Origin of the sequence: Pseudochelatococcus sp., from assembly GCF_050946405.1 — a bacterium.
Classification (GTDB): domain Bacteria; phylum Pseudomonadota; class Alphaproteobacteria; order Rhizobiales; family Beijerinckiaceae; genus Pseudochelatococcus.
Genome location: NZ_JBMNUS010000007.1, coordinates 147342 through 163232, shown reverse-complemented (window position 1 = coordinate 163232; position 15891 = coordinate 147342). Strand labels below are relative to the sequence as shown.

Below are 15891 nucleotides of genomic sequence, written 5' to 3'. Positions count from 1 at the left end.
TTCATCGCGCGGCGGGATGCACGTCGAATTGTTCCGGCCAGTCGCGGAAGAGCGCGACCTGCCCCTTGTGGCGCAGTTCCCTGACGCGGGCGAGATCGATGGCGCCATGGAGCCAGCGGCTCGTTTCGGTGAAGACCGCCTCGCTGCTGGCGAAGACGCCATCGGGCGGCATGCCGTGGTCGGCGGGCACGTAGAGGGCGGCGCGGCCGTGGTTCTCGTCCACGGCCGGCGACCACGGAGCCTTGCCGGCGGTGGGCGAGACCAGCACCGCGAACTGGTTTTCCAGCGCGCGCGCCTGCGCGCCGATGCGCACGCGGTGATAGCCGGCCTCAGTGTCCGTGCAGCTCGGCGCGAGGACGAGATCGGCCCCCATCTCCGCCAGACGGCGGGCGAGCATGGGAAACTCGTTGTCGTAGCAGATGAGGATGCCGAGCCTGCCGTGGGGCGTGTCGAAGGTGCGCAGCCCCTCGACGCCGCCGGCGATGAACCATTGCTCCCGCTCGAACCGGGTCATGATGATCTTGTCCTGATGGCCGATACGCCCTTCCGGCCCGAAGAGGAAAGCGCGGTTGCGGTATCGCCCGTCGGCATCCAGCACCGGCGCGGAGCCGGGGCAGAAGTGGACGCCGCGCCTGCGGGCGATGTCCTCGCACAGGGCGAGCCAGTCGGGAATGAGCGGCTGGATGCCCGCGATCGAGCGGCCGAGATCGCCGCGCGCATCCTCCGGCAGAAGGCCGGTCAGCGCCATGGCGGCGTATTCGGGCAGCAGGAGCAGTTGCGCCCCGTTGCCGGCCGCCTCGCCGGCCAGCGCGTCGAGATGCGCCGCATAGGCTGCGAAATCGTCGAAGAGCGAGAATGCATACTGGCAGGCGGCGAACGTTACCATCAGCGAATCTCCTTCAGCCAGAACGACATGGGTTTGGCGGTCTCCGCCTCGTCGCCGACGTCGCGCCAGACGAACCGCGTGCGCAGTTGCGGCTGGTGACGGTAGCCGCGCCGGTTCCAGAACGCATCGAGCGGCTCGTGGTCCGCCGGCCGCAACGGATGATCGGCCGGGCGCTCCACGGCGCAGAAGCAGCAATGGTCGAAGCCCCCCTGGCGGCGGGCATGGGCCTCGCGCTCCTCGAAGAAGCGCACGCCGATCCCCCTTCCGCGATAGGCCGGCAGCAGCACCGATTCGCCGAAGTAGAAGATACGGTCGGGATTCCAGCCGCCATCGAGAAAGGGCGCCTTGAACGCCTCCGTCTCCTCGCGCATGGGAATGCCGGTCGAGGCGCCCACCACCGTCTCGCCGTCGAGCGCCAGCACGAACAGGCTTTGCGCCGAGCGCGCATAGGTCGCGAGATAGTCGCGCTCGTAATCCGGCGTGCCTTCGTAGAGATAGGGAAAGGCGCGAAACACCGCAATGCGCAGGCGGGCGAGATCATCGATGTAGGGGCCGACTTCCTCGCCCTGCCGCATGATCGTCCGCATTGGCTCTTCTCCGTTTCTTGCAATGCCCGGATACTGGTATAGAGTATGTCCGAATCGCGATCCATCGCTTTCGCGACATATCCGGGGGAACCTTCATGAGCGCCGGCGAAACCATTCGCGCCTATTACGACGCCTTCAACCGCGGGGATGTGGAGGATTTCCTCGCCCTGCTCGCCGAGGATGTCGTGCACGACATCAACCAGGGCGGGCGGGAAGTCGGCCGGGAGGCTTTCCGCGCCTTTCTCGAACGCATGAACCGCAGCTACAGGGAAACGCTGACGGACATCGCGATTCTGGAGGGCGCGGACGGCACGCGCGGCGCGGCGGAATTCATCGTCCATGGCGAGTATCTGCAAACCGACGCGGGGCTGCCGGAGGCGAGGGGGCAGAAATACGTGCTGCCCGCCGGCGCGTTCTTCGAGATCCGTGACGGCAAGGTGGCGCGCATCACCAATTACTATAATCTCAACGACTGGATCGCGCAGGTCGGCGGATGACGGTCCGGCGGATGGTCGCGCTGCCTGCCGCCGGGGAGGTTTCATGCCGCATTCGCCCGAGGATAAGAAACGCGCCCTGACGCGCCTGCGCCGGATCAGGGGGCAGGCCGAGGCGCTGGAGCGCGCCGTGGAGGCCGGCACCGAATGCGGCGCGCTGTTGCAGCAGATCGCGGCCTTGCGCGGCGCGGCCAACGGGCTGATGGCCGAAGTGCTGGAAAGCCATCTGCGCGAAACTTTCGGGCATCAGCGTGATGAGGCCGATGGCGCGGCCGCCGCGCCGGATGCGGAGATAGACGGCATCATGCGACTGTTGCGTACCTACCTTAAATAGTCGTCCGGGCGATCCGGGGCAAACAACGTGAAGGGAACATCGTCATGAAGTCACGCGCAGCCGTCGCCTGGGAGGCGAACAAGCCGCTGTCGATCGAGACCGTCGAGATCGGCGGGCCGAAGGCCGGCGAGGTGCTGGTGGAGATCGTCGCCACCGGCGTCTGCCATACCGACGCCTACACCCTGTCGGGGCTGGATTCGGAAGGCAAGTTCCCCGCCATTCTCGGCCACGAGGGCGCGGGCATCGTGCGCGAGGTCGGCGAGGGCGTCGTGTCGCTCAAGCCGGGCGATCACGTCATTCCGCTCTACACGCCGGAATGTCGCCAGTGCAAGACGTGCCTGTCGCGGCGCTCCAATCTCTGCACGGCGATCCGCGCCACGCAGGGGCAGGGCCTGATGCCGGACCGCACCACGCGCTTCTCGTGCGACGGCGGCGAGGTGTTTCATTACATGGGCTGCTCGACCTTCTCGAACTTCACGGTGCTGCCCGAGATCGCGCTGGCCAAGGTGCGCGAGGACGCGCCCTTCGACAAGATCTGCTACATCGGCTGCGGCGTCACCACCGGCATCGGCGCGGTGATCTACACGGCGAAGGTGTGGCCGGGGGCGAATGTCGTCGTGTTCGGGCTGGGAGGCATCGGCCTCAATGTCATCCAGGGCGCGCGGATGGTCGGCGCGGACCGCATCATCGGTGTGGACATCAACCCCGCCAAGCGCGAGATGGCGGAAAAGTTCGGCATGACGGATTTCGTCAACCCGGCGGAAATCGGCAACGACAAGGTGGTGCAGGCCATTCAGGACCTCACCGACGGCGGGGCCGACTTCTCCTTCGACGCCACCGGCAACGTCAACGTGATGCGCCAGGCGCTGGAATGCTGCCATCGCGGCTGGGGCGAGTCGATCATCATCGGCGTGGCGGAAGCCGGCCGGGAGATCGCGACGCGCCCGTTCCAGCTCGTCACCGGCCGGGTGTGGAAGGGCACGGCCTTCGGCGGCGCGCGCGGGCGCACGGATGTGCCGAAGATCGTCGACTGGTACATGGACGGCAAGATCAACATCGACGACCTGATCACCCACACCATGCCGCTCGAAGAGATCAACACCGCCTTCGATCTGATGCATGAGGGCAAGTCCATCAGGTCGGTCGTCGTCTTCTGAAGCGGCACGGGCGAGCGAGGAGCACGAGATGCAACAGGTTTCGGCCGGCAAGGCTTTCGGCGGCGTCCAGCACGTCTATTCCCACGCATCGGACGCCTGCCGGTGCGACATGACGTTCGCGATCTATCTCCCGCCGCAGGCCGGGCGGGAGAAGGTGCCGGTGCTGTGGTACCTCTCCGGGCTCACCTGCACCCACCAGAACGTCATGGACAAGGGCGAGTATCGCCGCGCGGCGGCGGAATACGGCGTCGCAATCGTCTGCCCCGACACCAGCCCGCGCGGCGCGGCGGTTCCCGACGAGAAGGACAACTGGCAGTTCGGCCAGGGCGCGGGTTTCTACCTCGATGCGACGCAGGCGCCGTTCTCGCAGCACTACAACATGCAGCGCTATGTCCTGTCGGAATTGACGGAACTCATCGGCGCGGCGTTTCCGGTCGATCTCGACCGGCAGGGCGTTTTCGGCCATTCGATGGGCGGGCACGGCGCGCTGACCTTCGCGCTGAAGAATCCGCGCCGCTTCCGTTCGGTGTCGGCCTTCGCGCCGATCGTGCGCCCCTCGATCGCCGACTGGTCGCGGCCCGCCTTCGAGAAATATCTCGGCCCCGACGAAGCCGCATGGCGGGCCTATGACGCCGTGAGCCTGATCGAGGACGGTCATCGCGTGGACGAAATCCTCGTCGATCAGGGTTCCGCGGACCCGTTTCTGACCGGCGGATTGCGGCCGTGGCTTCTGCTTGAGGCATGCCTCGGGGCGAACATCGCGCTTTCGCTCAATGTTCGGGAAGGTTACGACCACTCCTACAATTTCATCTCGACCTTCATGGCCGATCATATCGCCTGGCACGCCGGGCGTCTGGGGCGCTGACGCGTCGTCCGGGGCGGGGAAGGCTGCGCGCCTTTCCCGTGCCGTGCCGTCCATTGCCCCACACTTGAGCAGTTTGCGTTCAAATCGATCCATCGAATTGAATGCAAGTTGCGGTAAAATATAGAATTCAGAGCGGCGTGACGATTCCATTTGAATGCACGCCGCTCTAATAATGGCGCACCGTTTCGCGCGCTACGCCTGCCGCATTTTCCCCTTGATTTCCTGTCGGATCCGCGCGTCCCGCCGTTTCCGGGCTGCGACGCGTTATCGCTGTCGAGGCGTCGATTTTTTAGGCGACAAACCCTATCGAATTATGCGACTGTATGACGAATTCCAGACCGAGGTTCGTCATCCATGCCGATCGCTTCCATGCACGTATCCTGCGCCGGCGGCCGGGATGCCCGTCGCCGTGCGGGGCGGCGCGACCTCGCTCCATCGCATTATCGCCCGGATGCACGCCACGGCTTGCGCGGGCCGGAAACAGGGAGACGATCATGACAGGCAAACCGGTGAGCTTCGGCATCATGCTTAACGGCGCGGGCCGCCACATGAATGCGTGGAAGCATCCGTCGGGGCCGGCGGATGCGAGCGTGAACCTCGATTTCTACATCGCGCAGGCGCAGAAGGCGGAAGCGGCCGGCATCGCCTTCGCCTTCATCGCGGACGGGCTCTACATCAACGAAAAGTCCATTCCGCACTTCCTGAACAGGTTCGAGCCGCTCACGCTGCTGTCGGCGCTCGCGCTGGCGACGAAGAAGATCGGCCTCGCGGGCACGGTGTCCACTTCCTATTCCGATCCCTATACGGTGGCGCGCCAGCTTGCTTCGCTCGACCTTCTCTCGAACGGGCGCGCGGGCTGGAACGTGGTGACGACGCCGCTGGAAGGCACGGCGCTCAACTACTCGCGGCCGCATCCCGAGCACGCCCTGCGCTACGAGATCGCCGACGAATATCTGGAGGTGACGCAGGGCCTCTGGGATAGCTGGGACGACGACGCCGTGGTCCGCGACCGCGAGACCGGACGGTTCTTCGACCCCGCGAAGCTGCATGCGCTGAACCACAAGGGCCGCTTCTTCCAGGTTGCGGGGCCGCTCAACGTGCCGCGCTCGCGGCAGGGGCAGCCGGTGATCTTCCAGGCGGGATCGTCGGATGCCGGCATCGGCCTGGCCGGCAAGTATGCCGAAGGCGTGTTCACGCACGCGCCTTCGCTGGAGGAAACGCGGACCTTCACCGGCCGCGTCAAGGATGCCGTCGTGGCGCATGGCCGCTCGCGCGACGACGTGAAGATCTTCCCCGGCATCAGCCCGATCGTCGCGGAAACCCGCGAGGAGGCCGAGGAGAAATACCGCGAGGTGCAGGCCCTCGTCTCGCTGCCGGAGGCGCTCGCCTATCTCGGCCGTTACTTCGACCATCACGATTTTTCGCAATACGATCCCGACGCGCCGTTCCCGGAGCTGGGCGACATCGGCCGCAACAGCTTCCGCTCGACCACCGACCGGATCAAGGAAGAGGCGAAGGCAAAGGGGCAGACGCTGCGCGAGGCTGCGCTTGTCGCCGCGACGCCGCGTCCGAACTTCATCGGCACCGGCGCCGACGTGGCGGAAGAGATCATCCGCTGGATCGACGCGGGCGCATCGGACGGCTTCATCCTCAGCTTCGCGCTCCTGCAGCGGGATCTGGACGATTTCACGCGGTTCGTCATCCCCGAGCTCGAGGCGCGCGGACGCTACGCCCGCGACCTGAAGGGCGACACCCTGCGCGATCATCTCGGCCTGCCGCGCAAGGGCAGCCGCTATGCCGAACCGGCTCCCTCCGCCCGCAAGGCCGGCTGATCCCTTCGACGACATTCTTCCGCCCGCGGCCGATCCGCGGGCGGGATGCACGCGATTATCCCATGAGAGGCGAGAATGGTTGATCAGGTTGTCATTTCGAATCCGCTCGATCCGAGGGCGCAGCCGCTGATCGAGGATCTGATTCAGGAATATCAGAGCCGTTACGGCACGCTTTTCGACGGTGAAGGGGCGAAGGCGGAACTATACAGGTATCCGCCCGAGGCCTTCGCCGAGCCCGACGGCAACTTCCTCCTCATCCTGCGCGAGGGCGAGACGATCGCGGGCGGGGCGTTCATGCGCTACGACGACGACACCGCCGAATTCAAGCGCATCTGGACACGTTCGGACCTGCGCCGTCAGGGGCTGGCGCGCCGCATCGTCCTCGCGCTGGAGGACGCCGCCGCGGCGCAGGGCTACACGCGCGTCTACCTGACGACCGGTTTTCGCCAGCCCGAGGCCACCGCGCTATACGTGGGTCTCGGCTATCGCCGCCTGTTCGATCCCGCGATCGATCTCGCCCTCTATCGCTCCCTGCCGTTCGAGAAGCACATCGGCCCGCTTGCCGGCAAGCCGGGCACCACGCCGCTGAAGGAGCCCGCCGCGAGCATCGAGGAGGCGGACGCCCGCCAGGCCGCCGCCAAAGCCGTCCACGCGGCGAAGGTCGCGGCGCATGTGGCGGCCGCGCGCGATGCGGGCCGGCGGGACCGGACCCGGAGCGCATGACTGCGCCGGCGCATCGGGAATCTTTCATCCGAGCAAGAGGATAGTTCAGTGAGCGAGCAGATCGCGGCCGTCCGCCATGGCGGAACCGCACCCCGACCCGAAGCCGAGATCGCCGTGGCCCGGCGCTACGGCACCGCCGAACCCGCGATCGCGGAATGGAACGATACGATCGCGCTGTTGCTCGCGCATCGCTCGGTGCGGGGCTACCTCACCAGACCGCTCGCGCCCGGCGTGATCGAGACGCTGGTGGCGGCGGCCTCCTCCGCGCCGACATCCTCCAACGTACAGGCGTGGAGCGTCGTCGCCGTCACCGATCCGGCGAAGCGCGCCCGGCTGGCGCAGATCGCGGGCGGACAGAAGCATATCCTCGACGCGCCGGTGATTCTCGTCTGGGTCGCCGATCTCTCCCGCGCCGCGCGGGTTGCGCAGCGGCAGGGAACGGAGCTGGTCGGGATCGACTACACCGATACCTTCCTCGTCGCTTCCATCGACGCGGTGCTCGCTGCGCAGAATGCGCTGGTCGCGGCCGAATCGCTGGGGCTCGGCGCCGTCTACATCGGCGCCCTGCGCAACGATCCCGCCGGGGTGGCCGAGCTGCTGTCGCTGCCGCCGCATGCCTTCGCGGTCGTGGGCCTCGTGGTGGGCCATCCCGATCCCGCCGTGGCGACCGCCGTGAAGCCGCGCCTGCCGCAGGAGGTGGTGCTGCACCGGGAAAGCTACGATCCGTCACGCGATGCCGGCATTGCGCGCCACGATGCGGATACGCTGGCGTTTCGCGAAACGCAGCGGCTGCCCGCGCAAAGCTGGAGCGAACTCGTCACCGGACGCCTGCGCTCCATCGCCTCGCTGAACGGCCGTCATGTCTTGCGGGACACGCTGGCCAGGCTGGGGTTGCCGCTGAAGTGAGAGCGGCCGGTCCCGCGGCGTTTTCCGGTCAGACGGAATCGGCAAACGCCCGCCCGCGCCACGGCGCGAGACCCAGCCGCTCGCGCAGGGTCTCGCCCTCGCGGGCGTAGCCCTCGCGGAACAGGCCGCGGCGGCGCAGTTCCGGCAGCACCAGTTCCACGAAATCCTCGGCCGCGCCCGGCAGATAGGCGGCCTGAAGGTTGAAGCCGTCGGCGGCGCGGGTGACGAACCATTCCTCCAGCCGGTCGGCGACCATCTTCGGGGTGCCGACGAGCGTGAGCTGCCAGAGGTTGCCGGCGCAGACCATCTCCATGAATTGACGGATGGTGCTGTTTTGCGCGCGTGCGATGTCGAGCAGCCGCTGCGCGAAGGCGGCCGGCTGCGCACCGGTGCCGCCGATCGACTGGTCGTCGGCGAAATCCGGGATCGGCCCGTCGATCGGCCACAGCGACAGGTCGGGAAAGCCCGAGATGACGAGTTGCCCGTAGCCGACCTCCGGCGAGAGCAGGGCGCTCAGCCGCGCGAGCTTTTCCTGTGCCTCGTCTTCGGTGCGGCCGAGCACGGTCATGACGCCGGGCATGATGAGCAGGCTGTCTTCCGTGCGGCCGTAGCGCGGCAGGCGCGCCTTGACGGAGGCGTAGTAATTGCGCGCCAGTTGCAGATCGGGCTGCCCGGCATAGACGATATCGGCGTGGGCGGCCGCGAATTCCTGGGCGTTGTCCGACGCTCCCGCCGTCGCCAGCGGCAGGTGGCCCTGCGGCGGCCGCGCGACATCGAGCGACCCGTCCACGGTGAAGAAGCGGCCGGCATGCCGCGCCGCGCCGTCCGGCCCCAGCCCCTCGCCGGACCACAGATCCTTCACCAGCGCCGCGAACTCGGAGGCGCGCGCGTGGCGGGTGTCGGAATCGCCGGTGGTTTCGAGCCCGAAATTCCGCGCCTCGTCCGCGCTCCAGCTCGTCACCATGTTCCAGGCGGCGCGGCCGCCGCTGATATGGTCGACGGTCGCGAAGCGGCGGGCCAGGTTGTAGGGGTCCTGAAAGCTGGTCGAGGCGGTGGCGACGAGCCCGATGTCGCGGGTTGCGGCGGCCAGGGCGGCGATCAGGGTCAGCGGCTCATGCTTGGCGTGCTGCTGTTCGCGGTCGCGGGCGACGCGCGGGTCGGCGAAATTGCGGACCGCCGAGACATCGGCCAGGAACAGGAAGTCCAGCGCGCCGCGCTCGGCGATTCGGGCGCAGTTGACGTAATGGGCGAAGTTCATGGTGCCGTCGGCCGGCACGCCGGGCAGCCGCCACGCCGCCGGATGATAGCCGAGATGCGCCACGGAGAGGCTGAGCCGCATCTGTCGTTGGGGTCTGGTCATGGTGGCACTTTCTGACAAGGACATGCTTCATGCGTGAAGGGCGGCGCGCTCGCGCGCCGGCGCGGCGCCGGGCGTTTCGAGGCCCAGCCGCTCGCGCAGCGTGCCGGGGCCGTAGCCCTCGGCGAGAAGGCCGCGCCGGCGCAGTTCGGGCATCACCCGGCTGACGAAGTCCACCGTGCAGCCCGGCTGCCATGCCGATTGAATGTTGAACCCGTCCGCCGCGCCCGTGGTGAACCATTCCTCCATCTCGTCGGCGATGTCGGCGGCGGTGCCGATGACGGGCGTCTGCCACAGGCCGCCGCCGAAGATGATCTGGCTCAACTGGCGCAGCGTCAGGTTTTCGCGCCGGGCAAAGTCGGAGAGATCGCGGACCAGCAGCGCCTTGCTGCCGGAAACCGCTTCGGGCACATCGCTGAGATCGGGCACGGGCTCATCCAACGGATAGCCGCGCAGATCGGGAAAACCGTTCGAGATCAGCAGCCCCAGCCCGACCTCGGGCGACAGGAGCGCCCGCAGGCGCTCGTATTTGTCGCGCGCCTCCTGCCGGGTGCCGCCGACGAGCGACAGGATGCCCTGAAAGATGCGGATGCCGCCGGGCGCGCGGCCGTGGGCGGCCAGACGCGCGCGTACCGCCGCCGCGTAGCGCCGCGCCGCGTCGAGATCGGATTGCGAGGAATAGACGATATCGGCGTGGGCGGCGGCGAGTTCCTGCGCGTTCCCCGACGCGCCGGCGGTGGCGATCGGCACGACGGGCTGAGGCGTGGGCGGCGCGTCGAGGCCGCCATCGACGCGGAAATGCGTGCCGTGATGGGTGAAATTCCCGTCCGGCCGCGCCCGCAGCAGCCCCTTCAGCACGGCGGCGAACTCGTGCGCCCGCGCATGCCGGGCGTCCGAATCGAGCGGCCTGTCGAGGCCGTAGTTCTGCGCCTCGTTCACATGGGTGCTCGTGACCATGTTCCAGCCCGCCCGGCCGCCGCTGATGGCATCGAGGGCGGCGAGCCGCCGCGCCAGGGTCCACGGGTCCTGAAACGTGGTCGAGGCGGTGCCGACGAGCCCGATGCGACCGGTGTTCGCCGCCAGCCCCGCGAGCAGCGTATAGGGCTCCAGCCGCGCGCTCTGTTGCTCGCGTTCGCGCAGCACGCGCGGATCGGTGAAGTTGCGGATGGCGGCGACATCGGCCAGAAAGATGAAATCCACGAAGGCTTCCTCGGCCAGCCGCGCCAGCGACAGCAGCGCGCCGAAGTTCATGGCGCCGTCCGAGGGCACCTCCGGCAGCCGCCAGCAGGCGGGATGATAGCCGAAATTGCCGATCGACAGGCTGAGCTGGATTTTTCGCTGGCGGCTCATGGCAGGGTCCTTGCGATTTCGGCCAGGGGAGTTTCGTGCGGGGAGCCGGAGGCGCGGGAAGGCGCTCCGGCGGTCAGGTCCGGTCCGAGCGCCGCGAGCAGTTGCCGGGTATAGGCGTGGCCGGGGCGCTCGAAGATGTCGCGCGTCGGCCCGGCTTCGACGACCTTGCCCCGCGACATCACGGCGACCGTATCCGAGATGTAGCGCACGACTCCGAGATCGTGGGTGATGAACAGATACGCCATCGCCCGGCTGTCGCGCAGGTCGGCCAGCGTGTTGAGCACCGACGCCTGCACCGAAATGTCCAGCGCCGACGTGGGCTCGTCGCAGATCACGATATCCGGCTCGGCCCCGAGCGCGCGGGCGATGTTGACGCGCTGCTTCTCGCCGCCGGAAAGCTCGTGCGGGAAGCGTTCCCAGTATCGCTCACCCAGATTGACCATTTCCAGCAGCTCGACGGTGCGCCGCCGGATGCGCTCGCCCGGCACGATCCGGTAAAGGCGCAGCGGGCGCGAGACGATATCGCCCACGGTCAGCGACGGGTTCAGCGCGCTTTCGGGGTTCTGGAACACGATCTGGATACCGCGCCGGTCTTGCGGGCGCCGGCGGCGGGCGATCCGTTCGAGCGTCTCGCCGTGAAAGCGGATGTCGCCCGCCGTCGGCGCCAGCAGCCCCGCGACGCAGCGGGCGAGCGTCGACTTGCCGGAGCCGCTCTCTCCCACGATCCCCAGCGTCCGGTTCGGCAGCAGCTCCAGCGATACGTCGTCGACGGCGGGCGCGACATCCGGCCTGCGCAGGAAGGGAATGGCGCCGGCGCGGCGATAGGAGAAACCGAGCCCCTCCGTCGCCAGCAGCGGCGTTTTCGCCGTCGCCCGGCCGTCTTCCGCCGTCCGCGGGTCCCTGCCGGCCGGGGCGAACGCCGGCTGCGGGGGATGGAGATGGATGCAGCGGCTGAAATGCAGCGGCGTCTTGCGCCGGACGGGCGGCGCGTCGCTCAGGCAGCGGTCTTCGGCCAGATGGCAGCGCGCGGCGAAGATGCAGCCTTCGGGCACGTCGCGCAGATCGGGCAGACGCCCCGGAATCGACGCCAGACGCCGCGCGAGCGGGCCGGATATCTCGGGCAGGGCCGCGCGCAGCCCGATGGCGTAGGGATGGCCGGGGCGCTCCAGCACGGCCGCCACGGGCCCTTCCTCGATGAGCTCGCCGGCGTAGAGAATGCCCACGCGGTCGCAGACCCGCCCGACCACGCGCAGGTTGTGGCTGATGAACAGGATCGACATGCCGAGCCTGCGGCGCAAATCGCCGATCAGTTCGAGAATGCGGGCTTCCGTCGTCACGTCGAGGCCGGTCGTCGGCTCGTCCATGATCAGCAGTTGCGCCTTGCAGGCGATCGCCATGGCGATGACCACGCGCTGCTGTTGCCCGCCCGAGATCTGGTGCGGGTAGCGCCGCGCGATGCTTGCCGGATCGGGCAGATGCACCTGCGCGAACAGGTCGACCGCCTGCGCCCAGGCTTCCGTCCGCGACAGACCCTTGTGGCGGCGCAGGGTTTCCGCGACCTGCTCGCCCAGGCGGATCGCCGGATTGAGCGCGTTCATCGGGTCCTGATAGACCATGGCGATGCGGTTGCCGCGCAGCTCCCGCCATTCGCGCGGGGTGAGCGCGCCCAGGTCGCGGCCCTGAAAGAGGATCCCGCCGCCGTCGATCCGCCCGTTGGCGACGTGCCCCATCACGGCGAAGGCGAGGGTGCTCTTGCCCGAGCCGGATTCGCCGATCAGGCCGTAAGCCTCGCCGGGCGCGATATCGAGGCTGACGTTGCGCACCGCGCGCAGCGGCCGCGCCGGATCGCCGTAGCTGATGGAAAGGTCGCGGATGCGCAGCGTCGGGGTTTCCGCGCGGTCTCCGTTCATCGGGCGATCCTTTCCGCGATCGAGAAGCGCCGGCGCAGCGCCTCGCCCACCGCCACCGCGCCGGTGGAGATCGCGGCGACCGTCAGGCAGGGCGCGACCGTCAGCCATGGCGCGAACTGGATGAACTGCTGCCCCTCCTTCACCATCAGCCCCCAGGCGGGCGTCGGCGGCTGCGCGCCGATGCCCAGATAGGCGAGCGAGGCCGTCAGCAGGATCGCCGCCGAGATGCGCAGCGCGAAGTCGACGATCACGATCCCGGCCATGTTGGGAAGCATCTCGCGGAACAGGATGAAGAACGTGGATTCGCCGCGCGCCCGGCAGGCGTCGATGAACTCCCGCCGCCCGAGATCGAGCGCCGCCCCGCGCACCAGCCGGGCCGAGCGCGGCCAGAAGATCACCGCGATGGCGAGCACCAGGTTGACCGTGCTGCCGCCGAGCATGGTGACGATCAGCAGCCCCAGGATCAGCGCCGGAAAGGACAGCAGGACATCCATCGTCCGCATCACCGCCTCGTCGACGCGCCCGCCCAGAAACCCGCACAGCAGCCCCGTCGCCGCGCCGGCCACGATGCCCAGCGCCGCCGCCACGAAGGCGGGGGCGAGCGTGGGCTGCGCGCCGGCCAGAATGCGGCTGAACACGTCGCGGCCGAATTCGTCGGTGCCGAAGACATAGGGCCAGGATGGCGGCACGAGGCTCGCTTCCGGGTTGAACGCCGTGGGCGAGAAGGGCGCGAGCCACGGGCCGGCCAGCGTGATCAGCACGAGAAAGGCGATGAAGGACGCGGCGGGCCAGCCAAGGCGCGGGCCAAGGCGCGGGCTGCGGCCGCGTGAACCCGGAACAAGGGCGCTCGTCATGGCAACCTCCGTTTCAATGCGGCGCCCGCAGGCGCGGGTTGACCAGAAGGCTCAGGACGTCCGCGATCAGGCTGCCGATGCAATAGGCCGTGGCGATGACCAGCACGGACGCCTGCAACACCGGCACGTCGCGGGTCTGCACCGACAGCACCATGAGCTGGCCGATCCCGGCGTAGACGAAGATCGTCTCGATGATCACGAGCCCGCCGAGCAAGGCCCCGAAATAGAGCCCGATCTCGACGAGCGTCGGCAGCAGGGCGTTGGGCAGCGCGTGGCGGAAGATGACGGTGAGCGGCCCCATGCCCTTGAGGCGCGCGGTGCGGATGTAGGGCGCGTTCAGCGTGGCGATCATGCTGGCGCGGGTGATCTGCGCCAGATAGGCGCTGCTGCCCAGCACGATGACCCCGACCGGCAGGATCAGGACCGGCCAGCGCGCCAGGATGTCCGCGCCCGGCTCGATCATCGCGGCGCCTGGAAACCACGGCAGCCAGATGCTGAAGATCAGGATCGCCATCAGGGCGAGGACGTATTCCGGCACCGCGAACAGAAAGGTCGTCGCCGTCGTGATGGCGCGGTCCAGCAGGGAGTTTCGAAACACCGCGGCGGCGATCCCCAGCATCATGGCGAACGGAATGATGATCGACAGGCTGACCAGCGCCAGCACGGCCGAATTGCCCAGCCGGTCGAGCAGCATCGGCGCGACGGGCCGGTTGTAGGCGAGGGAGGTGCCGAAATCGCCCCGCAGCAGATTGCCGAACCAGGCGGCGAAACGCTCGTGAAGCGGCAGGTGCAGCCCCAGCTCGCGCTGGAGCGCCTCGATCTGCGAGGGCAGGGCCTGATCCCCGAGCACGGCGTAGGCGACATCGCCCGGCAGGACGTTGACGATGAAGAAGGTCAGAACCGCCACCGCGATCAATGTTGCGATCATCAGGACGATGCGGCGGACGATTGTGGCGATCAGGATCATGGACGGTTCTGCGGGCGTTGATCGTTCGGATCGGGGGCGGTCGGCCCGCCCCCGGCATGCTCAGGCTTTCGGGGCGACCCAGATGCCCGCGAGATCGATCAGATCGTAGCGCGGGAAGGGGAAGTCGCGCACGCGCTCGGACAGGACGACGGAGGTGTTCATGTAATAGGGGATGGTCCGTTCGCTGTAGATCGCGATCTTGTGCGCGAGGCCGTGGATCAGCTCCAGCCGCTTCGGCCCGGCGGGCGTCGCCAGGATTTCCTCGATGGCGGCGTCCGCGCCGGGGCTTATCTCGGTGGCGGAATAGTTCGTCGTGCCCTTGCTGTGGAAGGACTTGTACAGGCTTTCGAACAGGTTCTGGTTCACCGTCCAGGTGCCGGTGGTGTAGAGCGGCTTCTTGCGCACCACGTTGGCGGCGTATTCCGTATAGGGCACGTCGCTGACGTTGACGTTGACGTTGATGCGCGCCGCCGCTTCCTTCAGCGCCAGCGCGATCTTCGGCGACGGCGGACGCTCCGACATGGTCCACATGTCGAGATCGAGCCGTCCCACGCCGGCCTCGTCGAGCAGGCGGCGCGCCTTCGGCAGATCCTGCTCGTGGCGGGGCAGATCGGCGGGCGTGTTGGGGTGATCGTAGGGGAAGGGGAAATCGCCCGCGACCGCGCCCTGCCCCAGCAGCGCCGATCCGATCAGCGCCTTGCGGTTGATGATGTAGCGGAACGCCTCGCGCACCTTCGGGTTGTCGAACGGCGGCTGGTTGATCTGCGTGATCAGGACGTGGTACTTCGCGCCCGCTTCGGAGACACCGACGAGGCCCGGCGCGTTGCGCAGGCTCAGGAAGGTCTCGGTCTGCACGGTGTTCAGCACGTCCACCGCCCCGGAGCGGATCGCCGCCTGCTGCGTGATCGAATCCGCGATGCCGACGATGGTGATCTCGTCCAGATAGGGCTTGCCCTCGTTCCAGTAATCCGGGTTGCGGACGATGGTGGCGGAGTTGCCCGGCTCGAACGTCTTCAGCCGGAACGGCCCGGTGCCGACGGGATGCTCGACGATCGTCGCGATCCTGTGCGCGGGCAATATCCGCGCGAAGCGCAGCGCCACCGCGTAGGGCGCATCGGCGAAAGGCTGGCTGAAGGTGAGCCGCACCCGGTGCGGGCCTTCGGCCGCCACGCTCTTCAGGGGGCCGAGGACGTTGTAGTACAGCCGGCCGCGTTCCTTGTCGAACGCGAGGTTCAGCGTCTCGACCACATCCTTCGAGGTGAATTCGGCGCCGTCATGAAACCGCACGCCCTCGCGCAGTTCGAAGACCCATTCCTGAAGATTGTTTTCGGAGCGCCAGCTCGTCGCCAGCCGGGGCTCCAGCACGCCGTTGTTGTCGAACACGAGGTTCTCGAACACCGCGCCCGTGACCTGCTGCGCCGCCACCACATAGGAAATGCGCGGGTCGATGGTATCGACGGGGGCCGTATAGGCAATGGTCAGCTTGCCGCCCCGGACGGGCGTCTGCGCCCGCGCCGGGCGCGGACCGAAGGTCATGGTGGTCGCGCCGAGCGTGGCGGCGGCGCCGAGCGCGGCTGCGCCGGACAGGAACCTGCGGCGGCTCAGGCCGGGCAGGAAGGGGGGAGGCAGGATCAGCATGGTTTTCTCCGGGAGAGGGCGGAAGGGGCGG

15 protein-coding genes are annotated in these 15891 nt (G+C 68.1%); 7 read left to right on the top strand and 8 right to left on the bottom strand.

Annotated features, from left to right (window positions below; translation table 11 throughout):
• Position 1 precedes the first annotated feature (1 nt).
• Positions 2-886 carry a carbon-nitrogen hydrolase family protein gene (locus ACOYJQ_RS12100; protein WP_433458736.1) on the bottom strand — a complete coding sequence of 295 codons (885 nt, stop codon included), beginning with the start codon at positions 884-886 and terminating at the stop codon, positions 2-4.
• Positions 886-1473 carry a GNAT family N-acetyltransferase gene (locus ACOYJQ_RS12095; protein WP_433458735.1) on the bottom strand — a complete coding sequence of 196 codons (588 nt, stop codon included), beginning with the start codon at positions 1471-1473 and terminating at the stop codon, positions 886-888. The genes ACOYJQ_RS12100 and ACOYJQ_RS12095 overlap by 1 nt, the downstream gene beginning before the upstream one ends.
• A gap of 95 nt (positions 1474-1568) precedes the next feature.
• Between ACOYJQ_RS12095 and ACOYJQ_RS12090 the strand changes: the two genes are divergently transcribed.
• From ACOYJQ_RS12090 to ACOYJQ_RS12060, 7 genes are all read left to right on the top strand, one after another.
• Entirely contained in the window at positions 1569-1970 is a 402-nt protein-coding gene (locus ACOYJQ_RS12090) for a ketosteroid isomerase-related protein (RefSeq protein ID WP_433458733.1), read from the top strand.
• Positions 1971-2013: 43 nt separating this feature from the next.
• Positions 2014-2301, top strand: a complete 288-nt coding sequence (locus tag ACOYJQ_RS12085) for a metal-sensing transcriptional repressor (RefSeq protein WP_433458732.1) — start codon at positions 2014-2016, stop codon at positions 2299-2301.
• A 44-nt stretch (positions 2302-2345) separates the two neighbouring features.
• Complete coding sequence (locus ACOYJQ_RS12080) at positions 2346-3458, top strand: S-(hydroxymethyl)glutathione dehydrogenase/class III alcohol dehydrogenase (protein ID WP_433458730.1); 1113 nt, start codon at positions 2346-2348, stop codon at positions 3456-3458.
• Positions 3459-3486: 28 nt separating this feature from the next.
• Complete coding sequence (gene fghA, locus ACOYJQ_RS12075; protein ID WP_433458728.1) at positions 3487-4323, top strand: S-formylglutathione hydrolase; 837 nt, start codon at positions 3487-3489, stop codon at positions 4321-4323.
• A gap of 494 nt (positions 4324-4817) precedes the next feature.
• Positions 4818-6155 (top strand): LLM class flavin-dependent oxidoreductase, encoded by a 1338-nt coding sequence (locus ACOYJQ_RS12070; RefSeq protein WP_433458727.1) that lies wholly within the window; start codon positions 4818-4820, stop codon positions 6153-6155.
• Positions 6156-6230: 75 nt separating this feature from the next.
• Positions 6231-6878 (top strand): GNAT family N-acetyltransferase, encoded by a 648-nt coding sequence (locus ACOYJQ_RS12065; RefSeq protein ID WP_433458726.1) that lies wholly within the window; start codon positions 6231-6233, stop codon positions 6876-6878.
• A 48-nt stretch (positions 6879-6926) separates the two neighbouring features.
• The gene (locus ACOYJQ_RS12060) at positions 6927-7784 is read left to right on the top strand and encodes an NADPH-dependent oxidoreductase (RefSeq protein ID WP_433458724.1); all 858 of its coding nucleotides are present in this window, start codon (positions 6927-6929) and stop codon (positions 7782-7784) included.
• A gap of 28 nt (positions 7785-7812) precedes the next feature.
• Here the strand turns inward: ACOYJQ_RS12060 and ACOYJQ_RS12055 are convergent, their stop codons facing one another.
• The 6 genes from ACOYJQ_RS12055 to ACOYJQ_RS12030 are packed head-to-tail and all read right to left on the bottom strand — an operon-like array spanning position 7813 to position 15860.
• Entirely contained in the window at positions 7813-9144 is a 1332-nt protein-coding gene (locus ACOYJQ_RS12055; RefSeq protein ID WP_433458722.1) for an LLM class flavin-dependent oxidoreductase, read from the bottom strand.
• A gap of 27 nt (positions 9145-9171) precedes the next feature.
• Positions 9172-10491 carry an NtaA/DmoA family FMN-dependent monooxygenase gene (locus ACOYJQ_RS12050; RefSeq protein WP_433458721.1) on the bottom strand — a complete coding sequence of 440 codons (1320 nt, stop codon included), beginning with the start codon at positions 10489-10491 and terminating at the stop codon, positions 9172-9174.
• Positions 10488-12401, bottom strand: coding sequence for a dipeptide ABC transporter ATP-binding protein (locus ACOYJQ_RS12045; protein WP_433458720.1), 1914 nt, complete (start codon positions 12399-12401; stop codon positions 10488-10490). Before ACOYJQ_RS12045 ends, ACOYJQ_RS12050 begins: the two co-directional genes overlap by 4 nt.
• On the bottom strand, positions 12398-13255 hold the full coding sequence (locus ACOYJQ_RS12040; protein ID WP_433458718.1) for an ABC transporter permease: 858 nt from the start codon (positions 13253-13255) through the stop codon (positions 12398-12400). Before ACOYJQ_RS12040 ends, ACOYJQ_RS12045 begins: the two co-directional genes overlap by 4 nt.
• 13 nt (positions 13256-13268) lie before the next feature.
• Positions 13269-14222, bottom strand: coding sequence for an ABC transporter permease (locus ACOYJQ_RS12035; RefSeq protein WP_433458716.1), 954 nt, complete (start codon positions 14220-14222; stop codon positions 13269-13271).
• Positions 14223-14282: 60 nt separating this feature from the next.
• Positions 14283-15860 (bottom strand): ABC transporter substrate-binding protein, encoded by a 1578-nt coding sequence (locus ACOYJQ_RS12030; RefSeq protein WP_433458714.1) that lies wholly within the window; start codon positions 15858-15860, stop codon positions 14283-14285.
• Between the last annotated feature and the right edge of the window lie 31 nt (positions 15861-15891).